Origin of the sequence: Empedobacter sp. UBA6745 (genome assembly GCF_002453775.1) — a bacterium.
Taxonomy (GTDB): domain Bacteria; phylum Bacteroidota; class Bacteroidia; order Flavobacteriales; family Weeksellaceae; genus Empedobacter; species Empedobacter falsenii_C.
Genome location: NZ_DKHL01000050.1, coordinates 34,548 through 49,142, shown reverse-complemented (window position 1 = coordinate 49,142; position 14,595 = coordinate 34,548). Strand labels below are relative to the sequence as shown.

The following is a 14,595-nucleotide window of genomic DNA, read 5'->3' as shown; positions in this document are numbered from 1 at the left end:
CAATAAAAGGGAAACGAACTAATTCGTTTCCCTTTTATTTTAAACGCTAAAGAAGTACAATTTCATCAATTATAATTTCTGTAATCGTTTTTTGTTGACCATCTTTATCTTGATAATCTCGGTAAGTCAATTTGCCTTCTACAGCAAGTTGTTTTCCTTTTTCTACGTGTTTTTCGATCACATTTACAATTGGTCCGTAAGCAACTAAATTGTGCCACGTCGTTTGCTGAACTTTCTCACCTTTGCTATTTGTGTAGCTTTCGTTTGTTGCTAGACTAAATTTTGCAAGCTTCTTTTCGTTTTCTAATGTCTTAACTTCAGGATTGCTACCAACATTCCCAATTAGCTGAACTTTGTTTCTTAATGTACTCATGGCGATAAATAATTTAAAATTAATGTATAACCAAATTTAAGAAAATATTTTTAATACATTCGTTTTTAAGTATTTAACTTTTATAAAACATGTTCTTTAAATAATCGATCCAAGGTTTTATCAAGGTTTGTTGTTTTACCTGGATGCGGACGAGAACTTTGGATAGAAGAACTTCTGACAGCTGTTAACCAACGAAAACGTTCAGGCGTTTCGAAATTAGAGACAGCAGATTCAGGATGAATTCCTTCGGCAATTTTAGACAAAGCGTTCAAATTACTGTCAATAAAATCAAGGTCTAATTCGTGGCAAAAAGCATTGATTCTATTGTCATTAATAAAATATTTCACTTTCAAATAATCTTCTTTTTTCGAAAATAAAATTACTCCAACATTGATAAATTCTTCGCGTTCAACTTTCGGAACTAAACGAAGAATGGCATACTCATATAAGATTTTTTCTGGCATTATTCGCTTCGTTTATAAAAAGTTCGGTATGTTGTAATCGTGTTTTGATAAATGTTTTGTAAACCATTCTCATTTCTTCGTGAGTAGAATGTGCAACTTCTGTTTCTAACCATTCATCGGGAATCAAATCGACAATTTTATCAATGATTTCATCATTCAAAATCGCTTTAAATTCTGCATCAACTTCTTCAAGTTTTGTCGCATTTTTCAATAAAACATGGTCTTTAATTGGTGTAAAAGGAGCAAGAGCCGCTTTTTCCCAATTGTCCCACGAATGATGAAAATAATAAGATGCACCATGATCTATCAACCACAATTCTTTGTGCCACATCAACATATTTGTATTGCGAAAAGTACGATCTACATTCGTCAAAAATGCATCTAACCAAACGATTTGCGAAGATAATTTGTCATCAATTTTCATAACAGCAGGATCATAATTGATTGCACCAGACAAATAATGCAAAGCTAAATTAGTTCCTTCGCTAAATTTTAACAAATCCTGAATTTCTTCATCAGCTTCGGATTGACCAAAATATTCGTCCAAATTTGCAAAAACTAATTCAGGAACTTTAAATCCTAAAACACGTGCAATTTCTCCTCCTAACAATTCAGAAATCAGCATGCGAGGGCCATGACCAGCACCTTTAAATTTCAAAACATATTTAAAACCGTCATCTGCATCAGCTAGTGCAGGCAAAGAACCACCTTCGCGCAAAGGTTGCAAATAGCGTTCAACGGTAACTGTTCTTAACTCAATCTCATTCATTCTCTAAAATTACGATGAAAAATTTAAAATAATTTTCACATTTATAATTTTTAAATATCACTAAACTTATAGACTTTTGAATGTTAAAATTTTTTAAAACAAAAGATAGTTGAGTAAACTTGTAAAAATAGGAAGATTTGTAATGCGTAAAAGTTTGTTTATCGCTGGATTAATAGCGGTTTTCACTTTGATCGTTGCATTGATTATTCAGATTTTTACTTCGTATTACATTTACAATTATCAAGGAAATATTCCGTCAGATTATCGTGTGGCAGTTGTTTTTGGTGCAAAAGTGCAAGCTAATGGACAACCAACTCGTTTTTTGAAAGATCGTTTGGATGCTGCAATTCGACTTTACAAAGAAGATCAAGTGGATGTAATTTTACTTTCTGGAGAAAAACTTCACGAGAATTTTAATGAAATTGATGTGATGGAAAAATACTTGTTGGACAGAGGTGTCAAAATTGAAGATACTTATCTCGATGGGGCAGGTTTGGACACGTATAGCACTATTTATAGAACCAAAAATATTTATCAATTTGATAAAGTGATTTTAATTTCTCAATCTTATCATCTCAAAAGAGCACTTTTCTTAGGAAAAGTTTTCGGATTAGATTGTATTGGATATAATGCAGATAGCGGACCTTATAAAACAGAAGGTAAACAGAGTTTTAGAGAGATTTTAGCAAATATAAAAGCTTTGTTGGATATTGGGAATGAAAGAGCGCCTGAAGTGATTATAGCGCCTAAAAAATAAAAAACTCCGCTCAAAATTTTGAGCGGAGTTTTTAGTTTAATATTCTGTTAAAGTAACAATATCAGTTGTAAAAGACGTTAATTTATCTTTTCCGTTTAAGAAAGTCAAATCAACAATAAAAGAAAATTGTGTTGTTTTTCCGCCACATTTTTCTACCAATTTAGCACAAGCTTCGGCAGTTCCACCAGTTGCTAAAACATCATCGTGAATCAAAACTCGCGCACCATCTTTGATGTAATTCGAATTTACTTCTATCGTTGCTTGTCCATATTCCAAATCATACGATTGACTAATTGTTGGAGGAGGTAATTTCCCAGCTTTACGAATTAATACAAAAGGAACTTTTAATTTTTGTGCAATCTGAATTCCGTACAAAAATCCTCGGCTTTCAATTCCACAAACAATATCCACTTTACCTTTTGCTTTTTCTACAAAAGCGTCTACAATTTCGTCCGAAAGTTCAGGATTTAAGAACAATGGAGTAATGTCTTTGTAGACAATTCCTTCTTTTGGAAAATCGATAACGTCTACAATCGTTTGATTGATTTTTTCTTGAAGTGTTGACATTCGTTTTTAATCATGTTTTGTTAAGGAACAAATTTAATGAGAAATCATTTGCAAGAATTTGTTTTAACGAATAATTAATCATTCTAAATAATATTACAAACCTAAACTTGCCCAAATACGTTCTGGAATACGAACAGGACGACGAGTTTCGGCATCAATACAACATAAAATAGTGTATCCTTGATTAATTATTTTTCCCGCTTCATTATATATATTGTAATCAAATCGAATGCGAACACCTTTGTCACGCTCATGAACTGTAGTTTCAATCTCGATTAATTCATCGTACAAAGCACTACCAATATATTTAGTATGCATTTCGATAATAGGCATTTGAATTCCCATTGCTTCCAATTCGGCATAAGGAAAACCACGTTCACGCATCAATTCTACACGACCAATTTCATAAAACTCTGGATAGTTTCCGTAATAAACCACTTTCATTTGATCGGTGTGTTTATAAAGAATACGAGTTTTGGTGCGAAAAACATTCAATTGTTCGGTTTGTTCTATCTTCTCCATAATTTTCTAAAACATCATTTTAATCTTCAAAAGTAGAGAACAAAAAAAAGACTTTATCATTAATTATATAAAAAATGAAAAAGTCTATTCAGTAATTTTTTTGTAATCCATCCAACTAAAAGAAGTTTGCGAAGAATCTTTTTGCTCTTCTTTTAAGAAATCGTATTGAATTTGAATAATCGTTTTGAAAGTAGGATTTGCTATTTCATAATAAAAAGTCCTTACATTTTCTTCTTCACCTTGTTCAATTCGTAAAAGAGAAAAATTATTTTTGATGCCCAAATCATTCAAATGATTTTCTACTTTGATAATTGCAAAGTCAATTTTTTCTTGTGTAATTTCCATAGTGATACAAAAATATGAATTATTAGTTTTATAAGCCAAAATATGTCCGAAAAGATTATCTTTGCAGTACTTTTATTTTATCTAAAACTACTTATTGATATTTTTGAATTATACAAAGTATTTTTTAATATATCAATACCTAAATCATTTTTTTTATTCAAAATTTGTTCACAATTTTGTAGAGAAGGGTTGATGAAAATTTAACATTGACTTTCAGTAATTTACATTAAAACTTAAGCACTTTTGGACAATATTATGACGATAACTGCAAATTCTGTGTGGGAAAAATGCTTGTCTTTTATAAAAGACAACATTGCGGAAGATGCCTTCAATACTTGGTTTGTACCGATACGTCCGGGCAAACTAAATAATAATGTTTTAACAATACAAGTACCAAGTAAATTTTTTTACGAATGGTTAGAGGAGCATTATATCAAAATTTTAAAAAGTGCCTTACAAAAAGAATTAGGTTCTGATGCAAAATTGGTATACAGTATTTTGATGGATCAAAAGTCGCAAGGACGTGAGCCATTTACGGTACGTATTCCAAGTTCGAACAAAGAAAAACCTCGCCCACAAGAGGTAGAAGCGCCAATTAATTTGCAAGCTGGTAAAATGATGAATCCTTTCGTTATTCCAGGATTGCAAAAATTAAAAATCGATTCGCAATTAAATCATAATTATACATTCAATAATTTTATCGAAGGAGAATCAAATCGATTAGCTCGTGCGGCTGGTCGTGCGATTGCCAAACGCCCAGGAGGGACTTCGTTCAATCCACTATTCATCTATGGTGGAGTAGGATTAGGGAAAACACACTTGGTGCATGCGATAGGTTTAGAAGTAAAAGATTTACACCCAGAGAAAACTGTTTTGTATGTTTCTACTGAGAAATTTACACAACAATTTATCGAAGCTGTAAAAAATAATAATCAAAATGATTTCATTCACTTTTACCAAATGATTGATGTTTTGATTATGGATGATATTCAGTTTTTATCTGGAAAAGCAAAAACGCAAGAAGTATTCTTCCATATATTTAACCATTTACATCAAAGAGGAAATCAGATCATTTTGACTTCGGATAAATCTCCAGCAGATATCCAAGATATGGAAGATCGATTAATTTCTCGTTTCAAATGGGGATTATCAGCAGATTTACAAAATCCTGATTACAATACACGTCTTTCTATTTTGAAACAAAAATTAGAAAACGATGGCATCGAATTCCCTGATGAAGTAATGGATTATATCGCGCAAAATATTGATACAAATGTGCGTGAATTAGAAGGTTCATTAAATTCAATCATTGCGCAAGCAACGTTGAATAAACGTGAAATTACGTTAGATTTAACAGCACGTACGTTATCAAAATTAGTACAAACAGCTCGCAAAGAAATCTCGATTGATTACATTCAGAAAACAGTTTGTGAATACTTCAAAGTGAAGATTGAAGATATTCAGTCAAAAACACGTAAACGTGATGTGGTACAAGCGCGTCAATTAGCGATGTATTTTGCAAAACAATATACAAAAGCGTCTTTGGCAAGTATTGGTACGCAAATCGGTAAACGTGATCACGCAACAGTTTTACATGCTTGTAAAACAGTGAAAAATTTACAAGAAACGGATAAGCAATTCCGTGGTTATATCGAAGATATTTCACGTAAAATTGCAGATTAATCTATAAATACTTTTTTAATGAAAATTTTGATGGTTTGTTTAGGTAATATTTGTCGTTCTCCGTTGGCAGAAGGGATTTTACAAGCAAAGGTTGGCGACAATCATTTGGTAGATTCTGCTGGTACAGGCGATTGGCATGTTGGTGAACAACCAGATAGACGCTCGGTTTCGGTTGCAAAAAAACACGGTGTTGATATTTCTGATCAACGTGCGATGCATTTCAATCCATTTTTTTCGATGAGTTTGATTTAATCTTTGCAATGGATGAACAAAATTTAATCGATTTGCAACAATTGGCTCGGAACGAAGAGGTGCAAAGTAAAATCAAATTGATTTTGAAAGATGGAATAGGGCAAACGCAAAATGTGCCTGATCCTTACTACGATGGTGAAGATGCTTTCGAGCATGTTTATCAATTATTAGATGAAGCCACAGACGGAATCATCAAAAAATACAATCTTTAAAATTATACAATGAAAACGGCTAAAGTTTATTTGATTCCTTCACTTTTAGGTGAAAGCGAACACAGTAGAGTATTGCCTTTATACAATCTTGACGTTATTCGAGCAATTGATACGTTTGTGGTAGAAAACGAAAAATCTGCACGTAAATTTATCAAACAAGTTTGCCCCGAAAAAGTTCAAGCCGATTTAGATATTTACATTCTAAACAAAGATACAGAGCCAGAAGAAATGTTAGATTTGATCAAATTATTGGATCAAAACAAAACAATCGGAATTATTTCCGAAGCTGGTTTGCCTGCGGTTGCAGACCCAGGTGCGCAGTTGGTAAAAGTTGCGCAGCAGAAACGCATCCAGGTAGTTCCTTTGATTGGTCCATCGTCGATTTTGTTGGCGTTAATGGCTTCTGGAATGAATGGTCAAAACTTTGCTTTTCACGGTTATTTACCAATCGATAAAACGGAACGTAAAAAGAAATTGGCTCATTTGGAAGCAGAAAGTGCGAAAACCGGAATTGCTCAAATTTTTATGGAGACGCCCTATCGTAACAATCAAATGGTAGATGATTTAACGAAAATTCTTCGTGCCGAAACCAAGATTTGTGTCGCGTGTCACATTACATTAGAGGACGAAGACATCCGCACGTTATCGATCAAAGAGTGGAAAAATGAAAAGTATGATTTTCATAAACGTCCCGCAATTTTTGTCATGCAAGCTTAAAAATTTTATAAAATAGATCAACACTTCGTGTTTCTTTTCGCGAGTCGTTGCTCCAAAGTATACGAGAAAGCCAACATCTATATGTTGGCTTTCTCGTATAATCAGTTTTTGTGGTAAAAATAGTTGAAGTGAATTAAAATATTTTAACGATTAGGTTTTATAATTTCTTAAAATTCAACTTATATTTAATTATAAAATCATCCAAAATGAGAAAAATAGAACAACTTTTTAGTGAATATGGAGAAAGTCATCAAAATGGGATAAACAAAACCATTCATTGGATTTGTGTTCCTTTAATCTTTTGGACGATTCTTGGTTTTATTTCCTACATTCCAGCACCGCACTTTTATATTCCAAGTTTTGGTTATATCAGTATAGCTTCAATCATTGCGTTGGTAATTGTTTCGGTTTTTTATTTTAGATTATCGATTGTCGTTGGTCTAATTATGATTTTTCTAATGTTGATTATGGAATATTTTATTTCGTTGTGCAATCTTCAATTCGGTACAAAATCTTGGATAGTTTATTTGGTGGTATTTATTATCACGTGGATTTTACAATTTGTCGGAAACAAAATAGAAGGGAAGAAGCCAAGTTTTCTCAAAGATTTACAATTTTTGTTGGTCGGACCAATTTGGTTGTTGGGTTTTATTTTGAGAAAAGTTGGTATAAAATATTAGTTATTATTTAAAGGTAATTAATTTTTCGTCAGCTATTATACTCAATATTTTAACAAGGAAACCACCAATGCATATTGTATAATTTTCCATTTTTAATGAATATTTTGATATGTCCATCAGAAATATTATGCTCATCTTCTCTTAATTGAATTACTTGTAACTTACCTTCATTATAAACATCTATTGTCCCAATATCATTCATTGCATTTGGAAACAATTTTTTAAGTTCTGTAATAGTTGTTTGTGAGGATAATTTTTTTCCTTTGTATAAGATGTAATTATTCTTTGAGAATCTGAATTCATCAACTGCAAATTCATTTTTAGAATTTTCAAAACGAGAGCCATCTTTATAATAGTATTTATCATCCATGTTTTTGGTTCCATCTTTATTTTCGAAAATATAAGAACAAGGAGCTTCTTCTGACATCAACATTATACTATCAGCTTTACCAAAAACGTTTTCAAAATCTTTTTTAGTAAAAAATCGTTTAAGTTTTCCATTAAAAAGAATGTCATCTGTTTTCATGACTTCATTTTGATTATTATCAGGTTTAGGATTTTCAGTATTTGTATTTTGAACAATATTAACTGAATTATTATTCATCTTTTTACATGAATAAAAAAATAGAATAAGGATGGTAATAGTTAATCTCATAGGTTAGTTGTAATTGTTTAATAATTAGTGATTAAGTTAAGATTTTTATTGATTACATTTTAAAATTATTTTTTGAAAATAATCTATTTCTTACTCAAAATTTCATTTACTTTTTTCTCAATAGCTTCTGATAATCTGCTAAAACCTAAATCATTTGGATGAATTCCGTCTGTAGAACCTTCGTTATCCAAACCAATTAAATTATCACCTTTCAATAAATACAAATCTTTTACACCTTCTTTTATCAATGCATCGTATTGTGTACGATAGGTTTGATTTTGTCTTGTCATATCTTCGTGAGCAGTTAAATCAAATTTACTCATTGGTCGAATCAAACTTTCTACCATCAAGATTGGTGTTTTTGGGTGATATTTTCGGAGTAATTTGACGAACGGAATTGTTCTACTTTTTATTTCTTCGGGCGAACTGTTAGGAACACAATCCAAAATAAACAAATCAACACCTTGAATATCTTTAATCATTTCAGCCAATTCAATTTCAATTTTTGCATTTCCACTCAAGCCAAAATTAATGAATTCGTAACCCATTTTTCGTGTTAAAATAGAAGGGTAATTCATTCCAGGACGACTTGCTGACGCACCTTGTACAATGCTTGAACCATAAACCACGATTTTCTTTTTATATGCGATAGGTTGATTGATAAAATTAGCAGATGCATCAATTCCGATCTTTAAGTCTGTTATCTCGTTCCAAAGCGGTAAATAAAGCATGAATTCCTTTTCTGTCTTAGTTAGATTCTTGACAATATCATATTCACTTTTGATATTTTGCTGATTTGGTAAAGCCGCGCCTGCAAAAATCCATTTCCCATTTTCTTTGATATATAAATCCAATCCACGGGCCATAATTCCAGTTGTATTTGCGCCTAAATAAGTAGAACGAGTTGTCCAATCCAATTTTATTTGTGTCGTATTCGATTTGAATGCAACATATAATCCAGCGGGAGTTGTAAACAAACCTTTCACTTTGTCAGGAAGATTTGCGTATTTGTTGGTGTCAATTCTATGATAAAATGGTGCGTTATTAAATGCTTTTCCTTGAACAGAGAAATCTTTATTTGTAATATATTTTAATTGAGCAAATACTTGAAAAGAACAAATAAGTGCAAAAAGCAGAAAGAATTTTCTCATTGGTTATAATTGATTAAAGGTTAAAATTAAAAAAAGACTTCCAATATTGGAAGTCTTTTTTCTTGTCTCATGTGTACTTGTTAATTCTAAGCGGGATTACACTTTAAGGTCAGTATGTGCGCCTAAAAGTGTTTTATTTTCTTCGATAATTGGATCAACTAAATCATTTAAGAATTCTTCTGTTTGTTCAGAAGCAAATCCTGTAAAGTTTTTCGGATCTAATAATTCGACTAATTTTTCTTTATCAATTTTTACATTATCATCAGCAATAATACGCTCAATCAAATCATTTGATTTACCTTCCATTTTCACTTGTTTTGCAGCTTCCATAGAATGTGTACGGATAATTTCGTGTAATTCTTGACGATCACCACCATTTTTAACACCTTCCATAATAATATATTCGGTTGCCATAAATGGTAATTCTTCCGCGATATGCTTTTCGATTATTTTAGGATAAACGACTAAACCATCTAAAATATTGTTCCAAATGATTAAAATTGCATCAATCGCTAAGAAAGCTTGAGGAACTGCTAAACGTTTATTAGCTGAATCATCTAACGTTCTTTCGAACCATTGAGTTGATGCAACCATTGCAGGAGAAGTAGCTAAAGACATTACGTACTTCGCTAAAGAAGCGATGCGCTCAGAACGCATTGGGTTACGTTTATATGCCATTGCAGAAGATCCAATTTGATTTTTCTCAAAAGGTTCTTCAATCTCTTTTAAATTNNATTCTGTAATAAACGTAAATCGTTTGTAAATTTATGTGCAGATTGAGCAATGTTTGATAATAATTCTAATGCTTGTGCATCAATTTTACGATCGTAAGTTTGTCCAGAAACAGCAAAAACATTTTTGAATCCGAAACGTTCAGATAATTTTTTGTCTAATGTTTTTACTTTTTGGTAATCTCCATCAAATAATTCTTTGAAAGAAGCTGCTGTACCAGTAGTTCCTTTTACTCCACGAAAACGTAAAGTATCTATTCTGAATTCTAATTCTTCTAAATCTAATAAAACAGATTGTAACCAAAGTGTTGCACGTTTTCCAACTGTTGTTAGTTGCGCTGGTTGGAAATGTGTAAATCCTAAAGTTGGTAAATCTTTGTATTGACGAGCAAATTTTGCTAAACCATCAATCACATTGATTAATTGTCCTTTTACGTGTTGGAATCCATCACGAATCTGAATCAAATCTGTATTATCGCCAACAAAAGCCGAAGTAGCACCTAAGTGAATAATCGCTTTTGCGCTTGGTGCAACATCTCCGTACGTGTGCACGTGAGCCATTACATCGTGACGAAATTTCTTTTCGTAAGCCGCAGCAACATCATAATCAATATTTGTTGCGTTATCTTTTAACTCTTGAATTTGTTCGTCTGTAATATCTAATCCAAGTTCCTTTTCAATTTCTGCTAAAGCAATCCAAAGCTGTCTCCATGTTGTAAATTTTTTCTCAGGAGAAAAGATATATAGCATTTCGTCGCTACAATATCTCGATTCTAAAGGATTTTGATACTTGTTCATTGTATTTGTTTGTTTTGTTTTTTAAAATTTTTTCAAAATGGTTTGCACATCTTTCACATAATAACCTTCGAAAAGGTAAGCGTGTATCAGTAATGGAAATAATTGTGCAATCGGTAAACGCTCTTCGAAATTTGGTGCTAAAGGATTATTTTCGTGATAAGCATCAAAAAATACATCATCAAATCCTCCAAAAAGCTTTGCAATAGCCAAATCCATTTCGCGATGACCATAATAAATTGCAGGATCTATAACCGAGAATTCACCTTTTTTATTGGCTAAAATATTTCCGTTCCAAAAATCTCCATGCAATAAAGCTGGCTTTTCTTCTGGAAATATAGAATTCAATTGTTTACATAAATTCTCTGCAGATTTTATTTGTTTTGAATTGATTAATTGTTTGTTTTGCAGTAGTTTCATCATTGGCATGATGCGATTTTTTGCATAAAATTCGCTCCAAGAATCCGTTAAACTATTTGGCTGAACGACAATTGCAATGTAATTATCTTCTGACCAACCAAATTGTTTACTTGTATTTTGATGAAGTTTTGCTAAATTTTTTCCTAAGTTTTCCCAATTTACAACAGTTGGAGTAGAGGTTTCCATCCATTCTAATAATAAATATTGAAAATCTTTTCCAGCTTCGCCAACATTTACCACTTTCGGAACCGAAAATGTTTTGGTCTTTTTGATGGCTTCTAAAGCACGTGCTTCTTTCTTGAAAAGATGAGGAAAGTTGTTTGCGGAATTTACCTTTAAAAAATATTTTTTATCAAACGATTCTAATCGAAAAGCATCGTTAATATCACCACCTTTTATTGGGACGATAGAATCTATACCTAAATTCAATTGTTTTAATCGTTCTAAAATTTCGTTCATAAAAATATCTCATAAAGTTATAGCCCAACAAAAAAGTCAGGCTATACTATTTAATTTATTAAAATAAAGTTGTTCTAATAATGTTTTGAGAACGCTCTGGTCCAACCGAAACTAAATAAACTTCGATTCCTAAGTATTTCTCAATGTAGTGGATGTAGTCTTGCGCTGTTTGCGGTAACTCATCAAAAGATTTTACATTTGTAATATCTTCTTTCCATCCTGGTAATTCGTCGTATTGTGCTTCGTAATCAGCTAATTTAGTTGTAGAAGAAGTGAAATAATCAATGATTTTTCCGTCTTCCGTTTTGTAACCTGTACAAACTTTTACTGTATCAATATTCGACATTACATCTAATTTAGTGATTACTAAATGTGTAATTCCGTTAATCATACAAGCGTGTTTCAAAGCTACTAAATCTAACCAACCTGTACGGCGTGGACGACCTGTTGATGCTCCGAATTCGTGACCAACTTGACGAATTTGTTCTCCCAATTCGTTGTCCAATTCTGTTGGAAAAGGACCGTTACCAACGCGTGTACAATATGCTTTCGAAACTCCGATCAAATTTTTCAATTTTGTAGGAGGAACTCCAGCACCAACACAAACTCCACCAGTTGTAGGAGAAGATGATGTAACGAATGGATATGTACCAAAATCGATGTCTAACATTAATGCTTGCGCACCTTCGAATAATACATTTTTACCTTCGTCAATCGCATGATTGATTTCTAATTCAGAATCCATGATACGTTCTTTCAAACGCTCTCCGTAAGCTAAATATTTTTCGTAAATATCTTCGAATTTTAATGGCTCTTTATTGAATAATTTTTCGAATAAAGCATTTTTAACCACTAAATTTTCTTTGATTTTTTCTGCTAAAACTTCAGGGTTTAATAAATCAATTGCACGAATACCAACACGCGCTACTTTATCCTCATAACAAGGACCAATTCCGCGTTTTGTTGTACCAATTTGACTATCTTTTCCTGCAAATTCTTCACGATATTCGTCTAACAAAATGTGATAAGGCATGATGATATGCGCTCTTCTCGAGATAAAAACGTGATCTGTAGAGTAACCTTTTGCTTCTAATTGTTCAGTTTCTGCAAAAAAAGCTTCAGGATTTACTACGACACCATTCGCAATAATACATTTTCCTTTGCATTGTAAAACTCCAGAAGGTAATAAGTGTAAGACAAATTTATCATCGCCTACATATACTGTATGACCAGCGTTGTTACCACCTTGGTAGCGTACAACATAATCCGATTTTTCGGCTAATACATCTGTAATTTTTCCTTTTCCCTCGTCACCCCATTGAAGACCGACTACTACGTGTGTTGACATATTGTTTGTTCGTTATTTGTTTTGGAATAAAAATGAAAATAATCATCTTATCTTGGTTCACTGCAAAGGTAATTTAAACCTTGTCTTAAACAAATTTAAAACTCAATTTAGCACGATTATTTTTCAAGATTTTGTTAATAATTTTTCAAGATTAAATTAACCGAAAAATAACCGAATCCATTCAAATAAAAAGCGTATTTTTACAAACTTTTACACCAAAAATTTCCATATGAAAATTGAAATCTGGTCGGATGTAATGTGTCCGTTCTGTTATATCGGAAAAAAACATTTTGAACAAGCTCTAACGCAAATTCCTTATCAAGATAAAATACAAGTTGAATGGAAAAGTTTTCAGTTAAATCCTGATTTATCTAAAACTGAAATTACTTCTGTGAATGATTATTTGATCGAAGCAAAAGGAATTTCGGAAGAACAAGTTTCGGCAATGAATAATCAATTGGCTGAAATGGGAAAAGCTGTTGGAATTGATTTTCAACAACAAAATTCTAAAGTTGTCAATACAGGAGATGCACATCGATTGATTCATTTTGCGCAAGCGAATGGAAAAGGTTCGGAAGCAGAAGAAAGACTTTTTAAAGCGTATTTTACTGAAGGTAAAAATGTGGCTGATTATGAAGTTTTGGCTGAATTGGGTGAAGAAATTGGTTTGAACAAAACCGAAGTTCTTGAAATGCTAAATTCTGATGCAAATGTTTTTGAAGTTGCTTCGAATATTTTAGATGCACGTAATATTGGTGTTTCTGGCGTTCCGTTTTTCGTAATTGACCGTAAATACGCACTTTCTGGTGCTCAACCTGTCGAGTATTTCGTTTCTGCTTTGACACAGGCTTACGAAAAAGATCATTTGGATCAACCTCAAAATGTTGCTTCTTGTGATGTTGACGGAAATTGTGATTAAAACAATTTGCAAATAAATATAAAAAAGGACTTCAATTTGAAGTCCTTTTTTTCGTATTATATTGATTGATAATTCTCTAAAAATTGTACAATTTTTTCTGCTAATTGATTTTTATGATAAGCACTTTTCAAAGTTTCGGCATCAGTAGGATTACTTGCGAAGCCTAATTCGATTAGAAAAGTCGGCTTTTTAGAATCTCTTAATATTTTAAAATTAGCTTTCTTCAAGCCTCTGTTTTCAATGGAATTGATACTAACTAATTGTGCTAATTCAGCCCCTATTTTTTCTGTATTTGCATCTGTATTATCTTTATTGATAAAAACTTCAGCTCCTTTTAGTTCCTTATTTGAAGCACTATTCAAATGCAAAGAGATAACTAATTCAGGATCCAATTTATGCATTTTATCAACACGAGATTGTAAATCAAGAAAATCATTCCCATCTCTCGTTAAAATAACATTGATATTTTTCTTTTTAGCTAATTGTTGAATTTTTTGAGCCAATTCTAAAGAATATTCACTTTCTACAATATTTCCATTATTTGAACCATTATCAAAACCGCCATGTCCAGCATCTATGACAAAGGTTTTAGCAGTTTGTGCAAACATGGTAGATGTTGCGAATAAACTTGCAATAGCAAATAGATATAGTTTCTTTTTCATAATAGTCGTAATAATTTAATTAATATAAACATAATCAATTATTTATAAAAAACTACATTTTTAGCCTAAAAAAGATGTAACATTTTAGCGATTCAAGCGTCTATAAGGTATAAA

The 14,595-nt window shown here is 32.0% G+C and carries 16 protein-coding genes and 2 pseudogenes; 6 read left to right on the top strand and 12 right to left on the bottom strand.

The genetic code is table 11. From position 1 onward, the window contains the following. Positions 1-46 precede the first annotated feature (46 nt). The 3 genes from B4H69_RS14470 to B4H69_RS14460 all read right to left on the bottom strand — a co-directional run bounded on the left by B4H69_RS14470 (position 47) and on the right by B4H69_RS14460 (position 1,606). Positions 47-373: a single-stranded DNA-binding protein gene (locus B4H69_RS14470; protein WP_291094625.1), complete on the bottom strand. Its 327-nt coding sequence runs from the start codon at positions 371-373 to the stop codon at positions 47-49. Between the two features lie 80 nt (positions 374-453). Continuing rightward, the gene (locus B4H69_RS14465; protein WP_038333583.1) at positions 454-837 is read right to left on the bottom strand and encodes a DUF3037 domain-containing protein; all 384 of its coding nucleotides are present in this window, start codon (positions 835-837) and stop codon (positions 454-456) included. Then, entirely contained in the window at positions 815-1,606 is a 792-nt protein-coding gene (locus B4H69_RS14460; protein ID WP_291094621.1) for a HipA family kinase, read from the bottom strand. Before B4H69_RS14460 ends, B4H69_RS14465 begins: the two co-directional genes overlap by 23 nt. 109 nt (positions 1,607-1,715) lie before the next feature. On the opposite strand from B4H69_RS14460, the gene B4H69_RS14455 reads away from it, so the two are divergent. Next, entirely contained in the window at positions 1,716-2,363 is a 648-nt protein-coding gene (locus B4H69_RS14455; RefSeq protein WP_291094618.1) for a SanA/YdcF family protein, read from the top strand. A gap of 36 nt (positions 2,364-2,399) precedes the next feature. On the opposite strand, the gene B4H69_RS14450 is transcribed toward B4H69_RS14455, so the two are convergent. From B4H69_RS14450 to B4H69_RS14440, 3 genes are all read right to left on the bottom strand, one after another. Then, positions 2,400-2,930, bottom strand: a complete 531-nt coding sequence (locus tag B4H69_RS14450) for an adenine phosphoribosyltransferase (RefSeq protein ID WP_114999872.1) — start codon at positions 2,928-2,930, stop codon at positions 2,400-2,402. A 93-nt stretch (positions 2,931-3,023) separates the two neighbouring features. Next, positions 3,024-3,452, bottom strand: a complete 429-nt coding sequence (locus tag B4H69_RS14445) for an acyl-CoA thioesterase (protein ID WP_280062014.1) — start codon at positions 3,450-3,452, stop codon at positions 3,024-3,026. Positions 3,453-3,536: 84 nt separating this feature from the next. Continuing rightward, positions 3,537-3,797: a hypothetical protein gene (locus tag B4H69_RS14440; protein ID WP_114999876.1), complete on the bottom strand. Its 261-nt coding sequence runs from the start codon at positions 3,795-3,797 to the stop codon at positions 3,537-3,539. Between the two features lie 255 nt (positions 3,798-4,052). Here B4H69_RS14440 and dnaA point away from each other — a divergent pair, with 255 nt between their 5' ends. The 4 genes and pseudogenes from dnaA (at position 4,053) to B4H69_RS14420 (ending at position 7,341) form a co-directional block, all read left to right on the top strand. Then, positions 4,053-5,480: a chromosomal replication initiator protein DnaA gene (gene dnaA / locus B4H69_RS14435; protein WP_038333589.1), complete on the top strand. Its 1,428-nt coding sequence runs from the start codon at positions 4,053-4,055 to the stop codon at positions 5,478-5,480. Positions 5,481-5,498: 18 nt separating this feature from the next. Beyond that, positions 5,499-5,944 (top strand): annotated as a pseudogene (locus tag B4H69_RS14430) (low molecular weight protein-tyrosine-phosphatase). A gap of 9 nt (positions 5,945-5,953) precedes the next feature. After that, positions 5,954-6,661, top strand: a complete 708-nt coding sequence (locus B4H69_RS14425; RefSeq protein ID WP_180906284.1) for an SAM-dependent methyltransferase — start codon at positions 5,954-5,956, stop codon at positions 6,659-6,661. A gap of 206 nt (positions 6,662-6,867) precedes the next feature. Then, complete coding sequence (locus B4H69_RS14420; RefSeq protein ID WP_291094610.1) at positions 6,868-7,341, top strand: DUF962 domain-containing protein; 474 nt, start codon at positions 6,868-6,870, stop codon at positions 7,339-7,341. 49 nt (positions 7,342-7,390) lie between these two features. Here B4H69_RS14420 and B4H69_RS14415 read toward each other — a convergent pair whose 3' ends face one another. The 5 genes and pseudogenes from B4H69_RS14415 to B4H69_RS14395 form a co-directional block, all read right to left on the bottom strand. After that, positions 7,391-7,945 carry a hypothetical protein gene (locus tag B4H69_RS14415; RefSeq protein WP_180906286.1) on the bottom strand — a complete coding sequence of 185 codons (555 nt, stop codon included), beginning with the start codon at positions 7,943-7,945 and terminating at the stop codon, positions 7,391-7,393. A gap of 134 nt (positions 7,946-8,079) precedes the next feature. Continuing rightward, positions 8,080-9,147: an SGNH/GDSL hydrolase family protein gene (locus B4H69_RS14410; RefSeq protein ID WP_180906287.1), complete on the bottom strand. Its 1,068-nt coding sequence runs from the start codon at positions 9,145-9,147 to the stop codon at positions 8,080-8,082. A gap of 96 nt (positions 9,148-9,243) precedes the next feature. After that, positions 9,244-10,676, bottom strand: a pseudogene (purB, locus tag B4H69_RS14405) (adenylosuccinate lyase). Positions 10,677-10,697: 21 nt separating this feature from the next. After that, positions 10,698-11,552, bottom strand: a complete 855-nt coding sequence (locus B4H69_RS14400; RefSeq protein WP_038333597.1) for a fructosamine kinase family protein — start codon at positions 11,550-11,552, stop codon at positions 10,698-10,700. A 58-nt stretch (positions 11,553-11,610) separates the two neighbouring features. After that, positions 11,611-12,900: an adenylosuccinate synthase gene (locus B4H69_RS14395; protein WP_038333598.1), complete on the bottom strand. Its 1,290-nt coding sequence runs from the start codon at positions 12,898-12,900 to the stop codon at positions 11,611-11,613. A gap of 229 nt (positions 12,901-13,129) precedes the next feature. Here B4H69_RS14395 and B4H69_RS14390 point away from each other — a divergent pair, with 229 nt between their 5' ends. After that, on the top strand, positions 13,130-13,819 hold the full coding sequence (locus B4H69_RS14390) for a DsbA family oxidoreductase (protein ID WP_291094605.1): 690 nt from the start codon (positions 13,130-13,132) through the stop codon (positions 13,817-13,819). A 56-nt stretch (positions 13,820-13,875) separates the two neighbouring features. Here the strand turns inward: B4H69_RS14390 and B4H69_RS14385 are convergent, their stop codons facing one another. Beyond that, entirely contained in the window at positions 13,876-14,481 is a 606-nt protein-coding gene (locus B4H69_RS14385; protein ID WP_180906290.1) for an N-acetylmuramoyl-L-alanine amidase family protein, read from the bottom strand. Positions 14,482-14,595: the final 114 nt, after the last annotated feature.